Annotated in this window: 19 protein-coding genes and 3 tRNA genes; 10 read left to right on the top strand and 12 right to left on the bottom strand. The window is 44.3% G+C overall.

The features are described from left to right. Window positions 1-30: 30 nt before the first annotated feature. Window positions 31-678: a LysE family translocator gene (locus tag NJR55_RS10435; protein WP_253620438.1), complete on the bottom strand. Its 648-nt coding sequence runs from the start codon at window positions 676-678 to the stop codon at window positions 31-33. Between the two features lie 80 nt (window positions 679-758). On the opposite strand from NJR55_RS10435, the gene NJR55_RS10430 reads away from it, so the two are divergent. From NJR55_RS10430 to alkB, 6 genes are all read left to right on the top strand, one after another. Further along, complete coding sequence (locus tag NJR55_RS10430) at window positions 759-1,643, top strand: LysR family transcriptional regulator (RefSeq protein WP_253619885.1); 885 nt, start codon at window positions 759-761, stop codon at window positions 1,641-1,643. A 108-nt stretch (window positions 1,644-1,751) separates the two neighbouring features. Then, complete coding sequence (locus NJR55_RS10425) at window positions 1,752-2,270, top strand: acyloxyacyl hydrolase (RefSeq protein WP_253619883.1); 519 nt, start codon at window positions 1,752-1,754, stop codon at window positions 2,268-2,270. Window positions 2,271-2,345: 75 nt separating this feature from the next. Beyond that, a complete protein-coding gene (locus NJR55_RS10420; RefSeq protein ID WP_253619882.1) occupies window positions 2,346-2,636 on the top strand; it encodes a PepSY domain-containing protein in 291 nt (96 codons plus the stop codon). A 22-nt stretch (window positions 2,637-2,658) separates the two neighbouring features. Beyond that, the gene (locus tag NJR55_RS10415) at window positions 2,659-3,189 is read left to right on the top strand and encodes a cytochrome b/b6 domain-containing protein (protein WP_253619881.1); all 531 of its coding nucleotides are present in this window, start codon (window positions 2,659-2,661) and stop codon (window positions 3,187-3,189) included. Continuing rightward, window positions 3,173-3,781 carry a GNAT family N-acetyltransferase gene (locus tag NJR55_RS10410; protein ID WP_253619880.1) on the top strand — a complete coding sequence of 203 codons (609 nt, stop codon included), beginning with the start codon at window positions 3,173-3,175 and terminating at the stop codon, window positions 3,779-3,781. Before NJR55_RS10415 ends, NJR55_RS10410 begins: the two co-directional genes overlap by 17 nt. Beyond that, on the top strand, window positions 3,782-4,435 hold the full coding sequence (gene alkB, locus NJR55_RS10405) for a DNA oxidative demethylase AlkB (RefSeq protein WP_253619879.1): 654 nt from the start codon (window positions 3,782-3,784) through the stop codon (window positions 4,433-4,435). 5 nt (window positions 4,436-4,440) lie between these two features. Here alkB and NJR55_RS10400 read toward each other — a convergent pair whose 3' ends face one another. Beyond that, window positions 4,441-5,751 (bottom strand): TPR end-of-group domain-containing protein, encoded by a 1,311-nt coding sequence (locus tag NJR55_RS10400; protein ID WP_253619878.1) that lies wholly within the window; start codon window positions 5,749-5,751, stop codon window positions 4,441-4,443. 368 nt (window positions 5,752-6,119) lie between these two features. On the opposite strand from NJR55_RS10400, the gene NJR55_RS10395 reads away from it, so the two are divergent. The 4 genes from NJR55_RS10395 (at window position 6,120) to NJR55_RS10380 (ending at window position 9,945) form a co-directional block, all read left to right on the top strand. Then, complete coding sequence (locus NJR55_RS10395; protein ID WP_253619877.1) at window positions 6,120-8,498, top strand: intermembrane phospholipid transport YdbH family protein; 2,379 nt, start codon at window positions 6,120-6,122, stop codon at window positions 8,496-8,498. A 12-nt stretch (window positions 8,499-8,510) separates the two neighbouring features. Beyond that, the gene (locus NJR55_RS10390; RefSeq protein WP_253619875.1) at window positions 8,511-8,696 is read left to right on the top strand and encodes a YnbE family lipoprotein; all 186 of its coding nucleotides are present in this window, start codon (window positions 8,511-8,513) and stop codon (window positions 8,694-8,696) included. Between the two features lie 18 nt (window positions 8,697-8,714). Further along, window positions 8,715-9,068, top strand: coding sequence for a YdbL family probable chaperone protein (locus tag NJR55_RS10385; RefSeq protein WP_253619874.1), 354 nt, complete (start codon window positions 8,715-8,717; stop codon window positions 9,066-9,068). Between the two features lie 70 nt (window positions 9,069-9,138). Further along, window positions 9,139-9,945, top strand: coding sequence for a hypothetical protein (locus tag NJR55_RS10380; RefSeq protein WP_253619873.1), 807 nt, complete (start codon window positions 9,139-9,141; stop codon window positions 9,943-9,945). A gap of 177 nt (window positions 9,946-10,122) precedes the next feature. On the opposite strand, the gene NJR55_RS10375 is transcribed toward NJR55_RS10380, so the two are convergent. The 10 genes from NJR55_RS10375 to NJR55_RS10330 all read right to left on the bottom strand — a co-directional run bounded on the left by NJR55_RS10375 (window position 10,123) and on the right by NJR55_RS10330 (window position 17,415). Continuing rightward, window positions 10,123-10,209, bottom strand: a tRNA-Leu gene (locus tag NJR55_RS10375). Window positions 10,210-10,234: 25 nt separating this feature from the next. Next, window positions 10,235-10,308, bottom strand: a tRNA-Cys gene (locus NJR55_RS10370). A gap of 6 nt (window positions 10,309-10,314) precedes the next feature. Further along, window positions 10,315-10,390, bottom strand: a tRNA-Gly gene (locus NJR55_RS10365). Between the two features lie 96 nt (window positions 10,391-10,486). Beyond that, on the bottom strand, window positions 10,487-11,035 hold the full coding sequence (gene pgsA, locus NJR55_RS10360) for a CDP-diacylglycerol--glycerol-3-phosphate 3-phosphatidyltransferase (protein WP_011233905.1): 549 nt from the start codon (window positions 11,033-11,035) through the stop codon (window positions 10,487-10,489). 23 nt (window positions 11,036-11,058) lie between these two features. Next, entirely contained in the window at window positions 11,059-12,897 is a 1,839-nt protein-coding gene (uvrC, locus tag NJR55_RS10355; RefSeq protein WP_253619872.1) for an excinuclease ABC subunit UvrC, read from the bottom strand. After that, window positions 12,894-13,544 carry a LuxR C-terminal-related transcriptional regulator gene (locus NJR55_RS10350; RefSeq protein ID WP_253619870.1) on the bottom strand — a complete coding sequence of 217 codons (651 nt, stop codon included), beginning with the start codon at window positions 13,542-13,544 and terminating at the stop codon, window positions 12,894-12,896. The genes uvrC and NJR55_RS10350 overlap by 4 nt, the downstream gene beginning before the upstream one ends. Before the next feature lie 206 nt (window positions 13,545-13,750). Beyond that, the gene (locus NJR55_RS10345) at window positions 13,751-14,344 is read right to left on the bottom strand and encodes a DNA-3-methyladenine glycosylase family protein (protein WP_253619869.1); all 594 of its coding nucleotides are present in this window, start codon (window positions 14,342-14,344) and stop codon (window positions 13,751-13,753) included. A 7-nt stretch (window positions 14,345-14,351) separates the two neighbouring features. Then, the gene (locus tag NJR55_RS10340) at window positions 14,352-15,146 is read right to left on the bottom strand and encodes a thioesterase family protein (RefSeq protein ID WP_253619868.1); all 795 of its coding nucleotides are present in this window, start codon (window positions 15,144-15,146) and stop codon (window positions 14,352-14,354) included. Window positions 15,147-15,175: 29 nt separating this feature from the next. Beyond that, a complete protein-coding gene (locus NJR55_RS10335; protein WP_253619867.1) occupies window positions 15,176-16,084 on the bottom strand; it encodes a DUF3667 domain-containing protein in 909 nt (302 codons plus the stop codon). A 105-nt stretch (window positions 16,085-16,189) separates the two neighbouring features. Next, window positions 16,190-17,415 (bottom strand): IS3 family transposase gene (locus tag NJR55_RS10330; RefSeq protein ID WP_253618603.1). Its coding sequence is split into 2 segments (ribosomal slippage): window positions 16,190-17,049 and window positions 17,049-17,415, totalling 1,227 coding nucleotides; the frame shifts between segments, so codons are not numbered across the junction. Between the last annotated feature and the right edge of the window lie 40 nt (window positions 17,416-17,455).

Below are 17,455 nucleotides of genomic sequence, written 5' to 3'. Positions count from 1 at the left end.
ACTGTAACCAGTATAACCTGAAACGCCTTATCAGATAAGCTCTATCAGGTTTGCCCATTCCCATAATAATTTTAGCGACAATAAAATAAGAGCGACTCCCATGGTACGGTCAACCCAATGACTGTAATGCCAGAGTGTTTTAAAAATGCGCGGTTGAGTCAGCAACCAGGTGAGAAATATGAACCACAGACCGGTCGCAACAATTAGATAAATACCGTAACCAAACTGGATAGCAAAAGGGGTTTCCGGAGCAATAATAGTGGTAAATAAGGTCAAAAAGAAAATTGTCGCTTTTACATTTAAGCCATTAGTAATAAAACCAACAATAAAAGCTTTCCGCTTACGCGGCTGGGTAGCGGCCAGTTCACTGTCGGACATGTCCTTTCTGGGTTTAGCTTTAATGGCCTGAGTTCCAATGAAGCCTAAATACAATGCGCCGGCACAAAGTAAAGTCTGATAGAGCCAGTCGGTCTGGTGGATAATCAGCGCCACACCAATAAGAGAATAAGTAACATGAATAATGATTCCTGATGCCACACCTAAACTCACCCAATAACCAGCTTTGCGACCAAAGCTCAGGCTATAGCGTGAAACAACCGCAAAATCAGGTCCCGGGCTCGCGACCGCAAACAGATGGATCAAAGCGATAGTTAAAAACTCACTCCAGTAAGACAACACAAACTCCTTATTGCGCAATTCAACTTTAGATGCCAGAATCAAAGTTACTTTTTATTAATTACAGATTACTATTAATCAACATGAAAAACACTAAACTCCCCTCATTAAATGCATTGAGAGTGTTTGATGTCGCCGCCCGAAGTGGCTCTTTTAAACAAGCCTCGCAAGAGCTTGGAGTAACTCAATCTGCCGTCACCCGACAAATACAAACCCTGGAAGAACAGCTAGAAGTTCGTTTATTCCAGCGAGACAACCGGGTTCATTCGCTCACTCCTGTCGGTCTGGAACTAGCCCCTCAAATTGAGCAAATATTTGAGCAACTGGAGCGTACCATTGAGCGCACTCGAAACCTCAGTGACAATACAACAACCCAGTTAACCGTCGCAATCAGTTCTGAGCGACTGCGCTTTTGGTTAGCGGCAAAGCTTGCCGATTTTCATTCTCTGTATCCGCACATTCAACTTAGCTTCAGCCGTTGCAATGAGTACTTTATTAATGAAAGCGCCGCAGAAATGGCTTCAGCAATACAGCATCAAAGTTGGGATCTAGCCATTGGTTATGGAAAAATCACGGATAAGCACATTCAGTCCCTTGTGTTAAAGAAAAATCAAATGGTTCCGGTTTCAGCCATTAAAACCAATGACTCACCTTTCCAGCTGCCCTGGTTAATAAACCCTGAAAACCCCGATCATCAGGCAATGTTAAAGGCCTACAGTCAACAATTGAAATCCACACGTATTATTCATTGCAATGATGTACAAATGTCACTGGACTTATCGTCCGCCGAACAAGCCATCGCATTAATTGACAGTAGTCTTATTACGCCCGGGTTGTCTAATTTAAAAGTCTATAATGACTCCGCACAGCCCTGTCAGTATCCGCTAAGCATCTATTATCGCAAACGACAGAGGCAACCAGTAGCCCTGGTCGCGTTTATAAAGTGGCTGCAAATGATTATTTCTTGAATAAAGACTAAAAAACGCGCAGTCAGTTAGCCAAAGCTCATTTTTCAATTTACATACATTCATGTTTGTATGTAAAATATCACCCCTTTTTGGTTATTGGAGAGTGATATGTGGTTAAGAGCATCACTGGTTGTACTAATAATATCGAGTTTTTCATCCTTCGCAGACGAGGTTCACGTTGCCGGAGCCTATTCCACAGACCAGTTACGCGGCGTAAGAGCGGGTTATCGGATAACCAACCTGCCGATTGAAATGCCCACTTGGCTAGGCTCGCCCGACGTTCATTTAGAAGTCGCTTTAAACCACTGGCAAAATTCAGATAATACCGCGGACAATATTACCGCTTTTACCATTAGCCCAGTCTTCTCCTGGCAAATAGCCGGAACACAGCGACCATTGTACGTTGAAGCAGGTATTGGCGGCAGCTACTTCGATAAGACCCAGATAGCTAACCGACGCTTATCAACTCAGTTTCAGTTTGAAGACCGGGTATCACTTTCGTGGCAATACAGTCAAAGCTCCGAGGCACGCGTTGCTTTAGGATACACTCATTACTCAAATGCCGACATCAAACGTCCAAATGACGGACTGGACTTTTTATGGATGAGCTGGGTTTTGCCATTTTAATGTTTGAAGAGCGTTAGCGTTATTCCGTTGGAGTTGCTACATTTGATTCTAAGTTTTATTTAAAATGGAGATCTTATGAAAAGCCAACTTATTAAATTATCTGCAATTGCAGCCAGTGCTTTATTTGTCACCGCTTGCGGAGCCCCTGAGTCAGGTACCACACAATGTACTATGGAACCAAAAGAAAACTGGTTGGCTCAGGATCAATTCCAACAGTCGTTGAAAGAACAAGGTTATGAAATAAATGAGTTTAAGGTGACCGACGGAAATTGCTACGAAATTTATGGTTTTGATAAAAATAAGCAGAAAGTTGAAATCTACTTTAATCCTGTAGATGGCAGTATCGTTAAGCAAGAAACCGAGTAACTCAGTAAGGAAAGCAGTATCAATGATCATTTGGGATAAACTTATCAGAATTTTCCATTGGTTATTGGTACTGTGTTTTTGTCTCAATTATTTTTGGCTTGAACCCGGAGATAGCTTTCATCAGGCTGTGGGTTACACTGCCGCCACCTTAATTATTATAAGAATTATCTGGGGCTTTACGGGGCCACCAAATGCACGCTTCCATAACTTCCTACCTTCTGTTGCCGGAATTAAAGAGCACGTCTCAGAACTTCGCCATAGAAAAGTAAACCAGGCTCAGGGGCATAACCCGCTCGGTGGTCTTATGGTGTTCTCTTTGTTGGCTTTATTCTTACTGCAAGCTATTACTGGCTTCCTCCGCGAAGAAATTAACGCACTCTATGGAGACAGTTTTCTAACCTCCGTTCATTCTATTTCGGCCAACATCATTTTTACTCTGGTAATTATTCATATCGTTGCGGTAGTTGTTACCGCATATATTGGTAAAATAGAGCTTATTCGTCCTATGATCACCGGCAGACGCCGAACAAAACACCATGACCGAGCAAAATAAAAAGCGAGAACGCGTTTATCAGGTCTCCAGTAACAGGGAGAAATCCTCTCATAAGCTGCGTTACGTTGAGGCATCTGCGCCTCAGGATGACGATTGTCGTTTATGCGTAGGTTCCCTTGCAACAACAGATGCGCAGTCTAGCGATTTTATAGTAGCTAATACCAACTATAACGACATTTCCAAAATTGCATTTTTAGAAAAGCAGTTTTATTCAAACGACGCTTATTCTGCTGCCTTTTTCTATCAGGCATTAAGACAATGGCCACACACCTTTCTAACTCTAAAGACGGGAGAAAAAACGGCGGGTTATAGTCTGATGGTTCCGGTTTCAGACTCTGGTTTATCTCTTATGTCATTATTGGTAGGAAAAATGTTCCAGGGCAAGGGACTGGGCAAGCAGCTATTAAGCGATTCCATAGCGCTTGCGCGCAGCCTTGGTTATAAACAAATGGAACTTAGTGTCGCGCCCGACAACACCTCAGCAGTTTCGCTCTACCAGAGCTTTGGTTTTGAAACCATTCAAACGGTGCGTGACTATTTAGGGCCCGGCCAGGACCGCTTGCTAATGACCCTTTCACTAATGGAAAGCTGAATGTCGTCTCTTGATCTCTTTGCCAACGATGGTGCAGAGCCATTAAGCACCCAAATAAGTGAGCAAGCCACCCTGTTTCACCAGTTTTTGCTGGCCGATGATGAAGCTTTGATCAATGATATCCGTGGGGTTTTAAAGCTATCACCACTGCGCCACTTAACGACTCCTTCAGGCCATAAAATGTCGGTGAAAAGTAGCAGTTGCGGAAGCTACGGCTGGCTCAGCGATAAGCACGGTTATCGTTATCAGAATACCGACCCTGTCACTGGTCAGCCATGGCCCGACATTCCCCACCGTATTTTAGTAAAAGCAACGGAGGTCTCACGCTTAGCCGGTTTTGAGAATTTTCAGCCAGACTCTTGTCTCATCAACGTTTACACGCCAGGCGCAAAAATGGGACTTCATCAGGATAAAAATGAAACGGACTTTTCCAAGCCCATCGTCTCCTTTTCTTTTGGGTTACCTATAACCTTTATGTGGGGCGGTTTTAAACGTTCTGACAAGTATCAGAAGTTCAGTCTTCAGCACGCCGATGCGCTTGTCTGGGGAGGAAAGGATCGCTTGAGATATCATGGAGTTCAGCAGCTTAAGGAGGCTATGCACCCATTAACTGGACGCTGTAGAGTGAATTTAACTATACGTCAGGCGGGCTAAACCAATCAGCAGCTCCCTAACTTTTCCATGTAATTGAAAATATCGTACTCTTTTGCTTTTGCCATAAGTTCATTGCGCTTTTCACTACAGAGACTCTCTGTCGCAACGTGAAACTCCTGAAATAGCTGAAAGCTTTGTTGCAACAAAGCGCTATCGCGCTGATTAAAAAAGCCGTGGTGCTGACTGCCCCAATAATGAGCATGATGAAACAACTGCTCCGCTACCTTGGCAAAAACTAACGGATTAAGTACCCGGTAATGCCGGTATTGCTGAAACAATTGATAATTGGCCTTACCCTGCTCTGTTAAAAGATCCATAGGCTCGTCCATCAGCATATAATTGTATAAATAGTTATTATTGAATGATGCCAGCCGTTGCCAGTACTCACGCTCATCATCGTTTTCACTGCTATCAATTCGAGCACTCAATTCAGAGATATCATAGAACCGAAAGTTTTTTAATAAATGGCCACGCATAAACCGCACGAAGGAGTCTGACTGCTGCACCGCGAAATTCTCAAAGGCTTCGAAAAGCTCCGGTGTAACATAGTTAAATTTAGGCTTTAATGCCTGATACTTATTCGACAAACAACGAAATCTCGGATGCTTTTTAAGACCATCGAGATCTTCATCATTTAACAGGCTTTCCATGCCGGTATAACGAAAATCCAAAGCAAGCTCAATACAGTCAAGCGCACTGTCTTGCTCTCCAGCTAACCAATAAACACAAGCGGCATTGTGCAAAATAGATGGGTTTAGCCAACTGAATTGCGCCATACTTAAATAAACCTGAACTCCTGCATCCAGAAATGCCTGATCTGGCTTCTGTTTATAAGCATCACAGCACAATGCCAGATAGTATTGAATGAGATTATAGAACTCAGGACTTTCCTGGTAAGTTTCCCACTTCAAATCGAAATCTTCACTAAACCAATGTTCAATTAAAGCTAACGACTTTATGGGTGATAAATTCCCTACTTCGGGGAGCTCCAGTCGTTCATCGGCTTTATTGTCATTAGCAGCATCTATATGGGGTAATATACTGAGAGCTTTCTTAGCTTGTTCTTTTGAGCGAAAGAGCTTATCGCCAATAACGACATAGTGTTTATCAACCAGCCCGAAAGGCTTCACCGTAGCTGTCGCGACGTCGAGCTCTGTAAGACAAGTGCAATGCCCAGTTGTATGATTATACGAATAGATAAAACAGCCATTAAAAAAGTAGCTAAACTGAACATCACTTTCCAGAGGTTTACTACACCCCATAAACACCGGGGTATCCGGTGTCACATTGACTGCTGCATTGGTTATAGTGCTCACGGATAGCTCCTGTCGCAAGTTATTCAAAAGCCATTAATGGTGAATTAATAGACAGCGTTTAGACTATCTGCGTAACTCAGCCTATAAAAGAGGCTTTACAGAACTTTAACTTTCAACGTGAAATTTCTGACTAGAAGCTAAGCCCAAAAATGAGAAATACCTGCAGTCAGCGCTTTTTATAATTATGATACTTATCATAGACGAAATTAAATGAAGGTAAAGTTTTTGTTCGTTTTTTAATCAATTAAAGTAAAAACCTTTAATAGAAAGCAGTAGAATTGTCTTTATCTTGAAGGGATTATCAGTGCTGACTATAGTGACAAAATGGCAATTAACGAGCATCGTTTATTAAAAGGGATAATGTCTAAATGAAGCTATGGCGGGTAATATCATTCGGCAGCTCCATGCTTCTCACACTTCTGCTCATTGCGTTTGCTATAGCACTGTTCGGCTACTTCTATCTAAACCAGCAACTGAAATTGGCTGGTGTTACTGACTGGGTAGTGGAATTTGAGAAACTGACTACCAGCCACATTGTTATTAAGCGGCTGGAAATAACAATTGATTCCTTACCCGAATCTTCAGGAGCAAGTTCCACCGCAGCGGTAAACCTCACGCAGATATTCTCCATGGAAATGCCGGCTTTATTACCAGAGCGTATCGATATTAAGTCGCTACAGCTGAAAGGCAGGTTATTGCCTGAAAGCGTCTCTGCAAGTCTTTCACTGATAAACAAGCAGCAATTGCAATTAGAGCTCAATAGCCAGGAGCCACTTGTCGCTGCTCTGAGAGTTATTCGGCGCGGTAACCAGGTAAAACTAAAAGCTCGCTATGACAACGCCCTGTTACAAGCTAATTATGACTACAACTCAGGGAAGCTTAAAGCCGGTGGCAGTTATCTATTAGCGGCACAGCAGTTTGCAGACAAGATAACGACCGAACCAGTGTCGGTTGATGCGAAGTGGAACGGTAGTCTTTCACCTAATATTGAGTCAGCAACAGTGGAGAGTCTTATAGCTGAACTGTCCGGCGAGCTTGTCGTGTCAATTGCGCAACCCACTTTAATTGAGGTTACCAGCAGTACCACGACAGCAACAGGTGAGCTTCAGCTGAATTTGAATAAGGGTATTATGAACTCTTATCAGCTCGAGCTGAATGGCGATACTGAAAACTTAGCGTCGTTAATCGAGTCCGATCTACCACTACAATTGTCGTCGTTGTCCTGGGAGCTCAACAGCCGCGACAGTTTGGGGGTTTCATTGCTCAATGCTCAGCAGGCTGTTAATAAAGCCCGTTGGCCTTTAACAGCGACAGCTGTAGCTAAAGGTGAAAAAAACGAGACGATTCGCCTCGCGTCTGAGTTATCGATACAACAAAAACAATGGCAATTTAACTCGCTTGAACTTGATTATGTGCAGCTGAATGCGGACACCATTAAGTTTCCTGTTGCCGGGCAGTTAATGGCGATAAACAAACTCACCTCAAAATTTGCAGGAACAGTCACAAGCACGGCCACTGAGCTCCATAGCACTGCTCCAACCCGCATTGAGCTTAATGCTTTCGACAACGACGCCTTAGCCATACTGAACTTCAATCAAATTTATTATCCGTACTCCGAACCTCATAATGCGCTTGCAGAGTTTGACCTTAACATTCACAGCAACGCGATTAATTTCGAACCGATACGGAACCTTGAAGCCGTTTTTGACAGTAAATTTCAATATCAACAGCAGCAACTGACAGGTGACGGCGAACTCGTACTCGGTGACCATATAAAAGTGGCACACCATAGCCAAATTAATTCCGATCGGTTAAAGAGCGAGATTGAAGTTGCCAAATTCAACTGGCAGCAAATTCCACAGCTGGATGCCCTGCTGGCAACTATGATGCCTCAACTTGTTGTCAGTAAAGCGGCTATTAGTGGCCAAACCGATGTCACTTATTCCATAAAGAGTAAACGCTGGGGCCTCGACAACGGTCAATTAGAGATTCAACAAGGTGACTGGGTTTTTGATACCTTATCTGTGGTTAATAGCAATATTGATTTTGGTTTCAGTGCCAATAACGAACAACTTAAGATTAATAATGCAAAACTCTACATTGGTAGCGTGCAACAAGGTTTTGCGCTGGGGCCAATTAGGGCTGAGTTTGGGGCTCAACTGCCCTTCCAACAACCGATGCAATCCACTCTCAATTTAACCAGTCACACCATTAAAGCTCTTGGTGGCAGCATAAGCATTCCCAACCAGAGTTACTCGTTAAGCAACAGCTTTGCACTGCCCATTGTATTCGAAGAAATTTCGCTGGGTGAACTCATGCGTCAATATCCCAGCAACAAAATATCCATAGATGGTGAGGTTTCAGGAACCATCCCTGTTCACTGGGACTCTAACCAACTAACAGTAGAAAGAGGCTATTTGGACGCCTTGGCGCCCGGCGGGCACTTGCAGGTAGATTCGTCCGCCCTGGTTCAACTTGCGGGCAGTAACCCCAGCTTACAAACTTTGGCAGGCGTATTGGGTAACTTCTATTATAATCAACTGTCTACAACCGTTGACTATAATGACAATGGTAAATTGACCTTAGCAGTACAGCTAAAAGGCTCGAACCCCGAGCTAGAAAATGGACGTCCGGTAGAGCTTAACGTAAGCTTAGAGGAAGACCTGCCCGCATTGATAAAAGGACTGCAAATAAGCAATAGTCTGAACGATGTAATCCGTAAACGAGTACAGCAGAAAATCAATTAATCAGGGGATGATATGAAGCAATTCTTTTTACTAATAAGCGTGCCCTTAGCCGTTTTGGGATGTACCCCAACGGTACAGGTCGCCGCTCCTAAAGAGCCTATTACTATTAACTTAAACGTTAAAATAAAGCATGAAATTTACGTTAAAGTTGATAAAGCGCTCGACGACGTAATTTCTGAATCCAGTGGCCTATTTTAACGACAAAGGAATGCAACAATGAAATATTTACTAACCGCAGTTTTAATTGCTTTTATTGGCTTATCAAGCCCGCTGGCGCAAGCACAGCAACTAAATTTAGAGCAGTCAATGGCACAGTTAAGTGACGCCAAAGAGCAGGGTCTGGTGGGTGAAAAGCCCGACGGCTACCTGGGAGTAGTAAAGTCTACCGAAACAGCCGAACAAATCGTTAAAAACATTAACGAAGCCCGCCGCCAGGAATATACGCGCATTGCCAACGACAATGACATTGCTGTCGCAGATGTCGAGCTGTTAGCCGGCAAGCGCGCCATTGAGCGCACCAAATCAGGTCACTATGTAAAAATTGACGGAGAATGGAAGCAGAAGCCTTAATTGGCTTCTACCAAGGATTGGCATGAGCAAGAAGCTATTTTCAGTCGTAACTTTTAGAAGGAACTAATTAATGAAACCCACCTTAGTGTTTCTGGCTTTGGTACCTTTTTCTTTTGCGTTTTCAACATCTGCAGTAGCTCAAATTACTTGTGACAATGTCTCTCATTTCCATAAAGCAAAAGCCGAATTTGACAACGCCTCTTCCTCTGGAGAGTTATTGGATGCATTCATGCAGCTCGAGCGCTATAGGCATAATTTAAGCAGTAGTGAATATAAGCAACTTGATCAGCAGCAGAAAAAGTGTCATGACGATATCCAAGAGTCCTACAGTAAATTGCTTAGCACATTTAAAGAGCGTTCAGCGGCGTTAGAAGAGAAAGAACCTGAAAAGACGGTTAAAGAGACTTCGCAAGGAAAAGAAATACAGAATGAACAAGAACAGCAGTCGGCAGAACTCATCAGTCAGAACGCGGCAGTTCAACAGGCTATAAAGTATCTAGACACTGGTTCAGGCAGCCCAATGCCTATAAAGCAAGATCTTATTCTGAACTATCTTCAAATTAGAGAAAAGAAGTCATCAAGTTATTCTCGTGCTCAGCTTGAAGATGCAACTTTTTTAACGGAACAAAAAAAAGTAGTTAATACATCCTTGGTAAAACCACTGGAAGACATGGGGTATAGCTTCGATGACACAGTAAAATATGCGGCGTTAAAGTTACTAACGAAAGATTATAAAGCCCAGGAATTTATTTCTCTGTCGAGCCTCTCAATCCACCCCATGCAGATTAGAAAAACGTTATTCTCTTTTGGATTCATTTCCGAAAACACCTACGATTTACTTAACCTGCTTTATGAATCTCAGAACTATATTTATTAGTACCCGAGGGAGAAATCGTGGCACATCCTGATCACCGAACTGGAGTAGCACTAGAAGTAGCACTAAGTGGTCGTATTTTTCAATAGATTTTAATAGACAAGGGGAATCAAGGAATCGCCTGAGAGGCTTTACTTATAAGGCTTTGTAGACTTTCAGATACTGCTGTAAATTCGGAATTGGTGCCCGGGGCCGGACTTGAACCGGCACGAAGTTACCTTCGAGGGATTTTAAATCCCTTGTGTCTACCAATTCCACCACCCGGGCACTACATAGAAGTGTTCTCGAATAATGGAGGCGGGTCCCGGAGTCGAACCGAGATCCACGGATTTGCAATCCGCTGCATAGCCATTCTGCCAACCCGCCAGAATTTGGAGCGGGAAACGAGATTCGAACTCGCGACCCCAACCTTGGCAAGGTTGTGCTCTACCAGCTGAGCTATTCCCGCACCGTCATCTGCCGTGGCATTCTACTGTTTAATCGTTTTCAGTCAATGACTTTTTATCATTTTAATGACTGTTTGCACAAATTTACGGCAAAGCAGTTAATTTCTGGTCAATTCGCTCTTGGCGCCGCGTAAATATTCCCACATGGACCACACAGTCAAAACAAAAGCCGAATAGAATAAGAACATCGATAACCAATAAATATAGACGTTTGCATTCCAAAGCAGTCCAATTAAGGCCAGCATCTGTGCCACTGTTTTCCATTTACCTAAATTCGAAACAGCAACTTTTGCTCTGTGGCCGCTTTGTGCCATCCATTCGCGTAGCGCACTGACTATAAGCTCACGGCAAATCATGGTCAGCGCCGGAATGGTAATAAAAGCAGAATTATAATCTTCTACAATGACAACCAGTGCAGCGACCACCATCGCTTTATCAGCTACCGGGTCAAGAAACTCGCCGAACTTAGTAAACTGGTTAAAACGACGGGCAATATAGCCATCCAGAGCGTCTGTGATTGCAGCTAACCAAAAGATAAAAGCAGCCCAGAAACGTGCATCTTCCATTGGTAAATAGAAAACCACCAGAAATACCGGAATGAGTACTATCCGGAAGCTGGTCAAAATATTAGGGATATTCCACTTCATTATCCGCTGATTCCTTATTGTTTTTACTCATCACGAAATGAGTAATAGATTTTCTCTGCCAATGCTCGGCTAATGCCAGGTACGCTGGCCAACTTATCAATACTAGCGTTTTTTACCTCCTGTAATCCACCTAGATTTTTCAAAATGGCCTGTCTGCGCTTGGCTCCTACCCCGTCAATCTGTTCTAACGTTGAGGTTTTCTTAACTTTAGCCCGCTTCTGCCGGTGCCCGGTTATGGCAAAACGGTGCGACTCATCACGTATGTGCTGAATCAAATGCAGCGCACTGGCGTCTTTACTCAGCGGAATGGTTTCATGGCTCCCCGCCATGATCAAAGTTTCCAGGCCCGGTTTGCGCGACTCACCTTTGGCAACACCAATTAATACCGGCGCTTCTTTTCCCCAGTCATTAAAGTAGTTCTCCGCCTGGGCTAGCTGGCCTTTACCACCGTCGATAAACAGAATATCTGGTATGTTGCCCTGCTCTTTGGCATTATCGTAACGCTTAGCCAGGGCTTTAGACATGGCAGCGTAATCGTCGCCCGGCGTTATACCGGTAATATTATAACGGCGGTAGTCTGACTTTTTAGGCCCGTTTTGATCAAACACTACGCAGGATGCCACCGTTTGTTGACCCATTGTATGGCTAATATCAAAGCACTCCATGCGCTGAATGGGTACCCCAAATTCCAGCACTTGCTGTAATGCTTGAGTCCGGCGGTTCATCGTACTTTGCTGATTCAGGCGACTCTCTAGCGCATTAACCGCATTCTTTTGAGCCAATGACTGGTACTGACGCTTGTCTCCGCGCACCGAGCTCTGCAACTTAACTGGCTGTGACAACGCGTCACTCATGACTTCAGCAAGCACGTTATCAGGCTGAATATCGACAGGAAGCACCACTTCTCTTGGAATTTTCCGTCCGGCTGTATCCGATAAATAAAACTGCAGCAGAAAAGCTCTGAGCACTTCATCGTCAGGGGTATCTGTCGGTACCTTAGGAAAGTAGCTACGACTCCCCTGCAAATGATTATCCCGGATAAACAGCATTTGCACTGTAGTCATGCCATTACCGCGCGCTAAACCAATAACATCCAGTTCTTGTTGACTTCCGGTAACCGAGTTACGTTCCTGAGTTTTTCGCAGTGCCGCTATCTGGTCACGAAACCTAGCGGCTCGTTCAAAATCGAGATCTTTACTCGCCTGCTCCATTTTATTCATCAGCTCATCAATAACTTGCTGATTTTTACCCTGCAGGAACTGTTTTGCCAACCCCACCTGCTCATTATATTCATCGTCAGTGCACACATTAACGCAAGGCGCGAGGCAACGTTTTAACTGATACTGCAAACAAGGCCTGGTGCGGGCTCGATAATACGAGTCATCGCACTGACGGATCGGAAACAGCTTTTGCAGCAGGTTTAAGCTCTCGCGCACAGCTGAACCATTAGGAAATGGACCAAAATAGTCGCCTTTCGCGCGCCGGGCGCCCCGGTGAAAACCCAGCTTAGGGTGCTGGTGAGCGGTTAAAATAATATAGGGGTACGATTTATCGTCACGCAACAAGACGTTGTAGCGTGGCCGATATTTTTTTATAAAGGTGTTTTCTAATATTAACGCTTCGGCTTCGGTGTTGGTAACAGTAACGTCCATAGACGCTATTTGTTTAACCAACACCTGTGTTTTCATCCGGTCTACCTTCTCCCGAAAGTAACTGGACACACGTTTTCTCAAATCTTTTGCTTTACCAACATAAATCACGTCACCCGACTCATCGTACATCCGGTAAACACCGGGCTGGTGAGTCAGGTGACGAAGAAAGTTGTCGCTGTCAAACTGCTTTTGTTGATTACCTTCTGTCATCTACCTTCAAACTGAATTAAGTCGACAAGACCCGACTGAATTGCAAGATGAGACAATTGTACATCACCATCGATACCGAGTTTAGAGAAAATCCGGTAACGGAAGGTATTTATTGTTTTACTGCTAATGCATAAATGCCGGGATATTTCTCTTACCCGAATACCCCGACTGAGCATTTGTGCCACCTGAAGCTCACGCTCGCTCAGCATATCAACCATTGTTTTTTGCTGCTGCGAACGCGGATTCTGTGCAAGGTAAGCAGCGACTGGCGCAGCAACAAAAACATTGCCCTGCTTCAACGAACGAATAGCCTGAACTAAATCGGCACTGTCACACGAGTCCAGTAAGTATCCGTCGACAACGCTAATACCGCACTGAAAATCAAGTATATCTTGTTGGCTGCTACCCCAGACAATAAGCTTTAGATCGCAGTGACGGCGCTTCAAGCGACGCCAGTGTTCCACTGTTGCAGCACCGCCAAGTCGGCTGCACAAAACAACCACAGCGTCTTCATATTCGTAGCAAGCACGGCGTAAATCGGCAATACCGGTTACGGTCAATATTTGGTCACTGAAGTGTTGCTGCAGAACGGCGGCCATGCCGGCGCTAATAATGGGATTGGGGATCGCTAAAATAATACGGTTCATTTTCACATTCCTTATTTGTATACCTTGTTAGTCTTCCTGATTAGGTTAAATCCGTACCACCCTGCCCGAATTCGGATAGAATCTTCTGAGCTTTCATGGATAATAACAAGCGGCTTTTACAGAACTTTACAAAAACTCTGAAAAAGCCAATTCAAAGGTGTGAAAATAACATTTGAAGGCTATCTTCCAGGTGAATTTTATACCGGCTACAGACGTGCCTGATCCAGCATGTCCCACAAATAGCAGGCTAAATAGCTGCGATAAGGCTGAGCCCGTTCGGGAATGATCAGAATGTCTTGATCTTTCAGCAAACTCATGGCCTTACGCAGCGAGCTGTCCTGAATGGGGAAAAGATCTTCGTGGGCAAAATGAAACATAGCTAAAATAGACGCCGTCCAGGGGCCAATACCTTTAAGCTGAGTCACATCCTTAATCAGCTCAGCTGAACTCATCTGTGACCAGGCATCTATTCTCTCCGGCTGAGTTTGATGACAGTGAGCAACGCTGTTAATGGCTGAAGCTTTGGAACGACTGACACCGCACCCGGTTAATTCCTCTGCAGGGAGGTAAGCAATGCAACCTACTCCCAACGCTTTTGCCTTTTGTTCAGCTCTTTCAATAATGGTTGCGGAGGCTTTTAAAGACAGCATCTGACGAATAATAATTCGTGGCAGAGCCTCGATAACAGGTGTTTCAGATGCCGCCAATAAGCCCCGCTCGGGCAACTGGAGCAGCAACAAGTCGATACCCGGCTGGGTATCGATTAGGTGTTGTCTGACGATTGCTGGTGTCGTTTTCATACAATTATTACGCAAATACCGTAAAAGTCTGTCGACTTATAGCTAATAACTCGCCCTGCTCACTCCACAGACCCGCACGACTGTGCCCATAACCATGTTCGGCATGCTCAATAAAAGCTTCGTACTGAAACCAGTCGTGGCTACTGAAACTTTTTAGAGGAATATCGGGAAACTCAATAGTCCAGGTTAAAGATGAGGCCGGCGCAGGGCTATCCAGATGAGGCAAAACTGCCGGAGGCCAGGCGTCAACTAAAGCCAGAATAGTTGCCGTTGTCAGCTGCTGTTGCTCTTCACGGAAACGTATCCAGCCACCAAAAGTTCTTCCCGGTTGTCCGCTAAACGGCATGCCACCTGACGTAATACGGTAATCAAAGTTTTTCGCAAACTCAGGAACAATATCCGTTTCAGGTAAACCTGGTCCGTCTTTTATGGTTTTAAGATCGGGTGGCGTTTCACTTGCCACTTTAACCGTTGAACTTCGGGCTTTGCCCAGGCTCGCCAGACAAGACAACATAATCTGCCCTTGCTGCTGCAATTCGACGGCTACCTGAATAACCGATTTTCCCTCGCGCAAAATTCGGTAACTTAACTCTGCTTCACCCGGTTCGGCAGGAGCAACAAAAGAGATACTCATGGAACGAAGATGATATTCAATCGGAAATTGCTTCAACAAAAACTGAGCAGCCAATGCTGCGCTGAAGCCACCGAAAAAAGCACGTCCCTGAGCCCAGCCGGAAGGTAGTTCAATGACTTGATTGTTCTTATTCGCGACGATTTGCTCTACTGCTGTGTGGAAGTTCATACTATTCCCTATTTAAACGACCGTTTAATTTAGGCATTAAGAATACCAATTATCACCATTAATACAAAAGAAGCGCTTAATAAAAGAAAATAACCAAAAATACAGGCTAAAAACTTGAATACAGTTAATGTCCAACTCTGCTGATAGAAACGCTTTTGCGTTAATAGCAGATAAGTGAACATCCATCCAATAATAATATAACCTAACCAATCGGATGGTAAGGTTAACCAGGTCCAGCCAAAGTTATCAATCAGCGGGTTAGTTATATAGCTTAATGTCGACAACAACATCAGGGAAAGCAGTAAAAAAGCATGTGTATGCAAAGCTACAGTTAAGTGCTCTAAGTAGTAACGGTTACTGAATAAATAAAGGACTTTTAAATACAGAGCCCAAAAAGGCAGCATCAAAAGCATCATCTGCGGAGTCATTGAAATCAGTTTTTGCGTAAACAGCTGGGGGTTTTGCTTTAAATGCTGAAGTTTCTGTTCAAGCATCCGCGTTTGCTCTTCATTCAACCAGGGGATATCACCAAACTCCAACTCAAATCCGCGCCGTACGGTACTTTCGTTAGAGTCACTTTCAGATACTTCTGTTTCGGACTGTCTTGCCTCGCTCTTTGCCCCTGAATCATTAAAGGTTATCTGTGATGTCAGCACCATAAAAGATATCAACGAGATAAAGAAATAGAGCCTGAGCGGAGGTACATAAGAGGCGTGGCGACCTTTCATAAACTCAGATGATAAAAAACCCGGTTTTAGAAATAGTCCTCTGAGAGTACGGTAGAATCTAGAATCCCAGTGTCCTAACTCACCAAAAAGATCACCGACAACAGCGGAAACGCTACGTATGCTTTGTTTATCCTGTTGGCCGCATTGATGGCAATATTCACCGGTAAGAGGTGTATTACAGTTCTTACAATTACTGACGGTCGATTCCATGGCAAAATTCCATTTTTGCTTAATATAACAGGAGGTTTAAAGTTGCGCTATCGGCTAAAACAAAAAGCTGCGGTGACCCGTCCTAAATTATGTTGACGGTTTTAACTAAGCCAGTTGCACCTTGCAACTGGCTTTTTTATGCACCTCATTTGGGGTTTTCATGCCCAAACTAAGGTGCGGCCTGTATTCATTATAGATTGCAATCGATTGCCTTACCGCGCGCTTCAACTCCTCACCCGTTTTGCACTTCGTTAGTAAAAACTCGTGCTTAAGGATTCCGTTAATGCGTTCCGCAAGCGCATTCTGGTAACAATCATAACCATCGGTCATGGAGGGCGTAATCGAGCTGGATGCGAGCTGGGTTTGATACGCCTGTGAACAGTACTGACTGCCCCTATCGGAGTGGTGAATTAACGGGTCCTGGCTAAGTCGTCCTGTAGTCGCTTGCTTTAGCGCGCGCCCGATATCTGCCGCTGTCATGCTTTGGGAGACGTCATGCCCCATGATTTTCCGGCTATAAGCATCTGTTACCAGCGATAAGTAATGGACTCCCGCATCGGTTTCGACATAGGTTATGTCGCTAACAAAGACCTGCTCAGGTCGGCTTACAACCAGCTCCTTTAGCAGGTTAGGATGCTTCTTCATCCAGTGTTTACTATCCGTAGTTTTATGGTAATTTCGCGGCTTCTTTACCAGCAAGTTATGATTGCGCAGGTAGTCAAAAAGGCCATCCCGGCCAAGTTTAATGCCGGCTGCTTCTAGCTTAGGCTTAAGTAAATAATACAGTTTACGAGTGCCTAGCCTCGGCATAAAGCGTCGTATCTCTTGAACCAGCCTGAGAACTGGCATCAATGCCGCTGCTCTTCCCTGGTAGCGGCTTTCAGCTTGATAAACAGACTGCCGGGATATTCCCATTACACGGCACAGCTGCGATAAGCTTATTTGAGCTTGGCTCTGGAGTTTCCTAACCCCATGTCGACAAGCTTTTTTCGCAGTTGGGTTCCTTGTGTCGTATCGATGTAATCAATCATTTCATTGAGTACCAGGTTACGAACTTTCTCGTCTTCAAGCTTACGCTCTAGCTCTTTGATTTGTTGCTCTGGGGTGGGGTTCGAAATAGTCATAAGTGTTAACCTCGGGCGATACCAGTCTTGCCGCCCATGCTTGCGAAGCCACACTAAAACAGTGCTTCTGCCTTGTATTCCATATTTAGCTTGTGCTTGCTTGTAGGTCAACTCGCCTTTTTCTACCTGCTCTACAACGGCTAATTTAAAGGCTATTGTGTAATCTCGTTGAGTACGCTTAGAGATTGATTTGGTTGGATTTCCCATAATAAGTCTCCGATCTGTCAACTTATTTCAGGACGGGTCA

The sequence above is a fragment of the Idiomarina rhizosphaerae genome (assembly GCF_024159085.1).
GTDB lineage: Bacteria > Pseudomonadota > Gammaproteobacteria > Enterobacterales > Alteromonadaceae > Idiomarina > Idiomarina rhizosphaerae.
The sequence above is the reverse complement of the archived record's forward strand: the minus strand, read 5'-3'. Positions and strand labels throughout refer to the sequence as shown.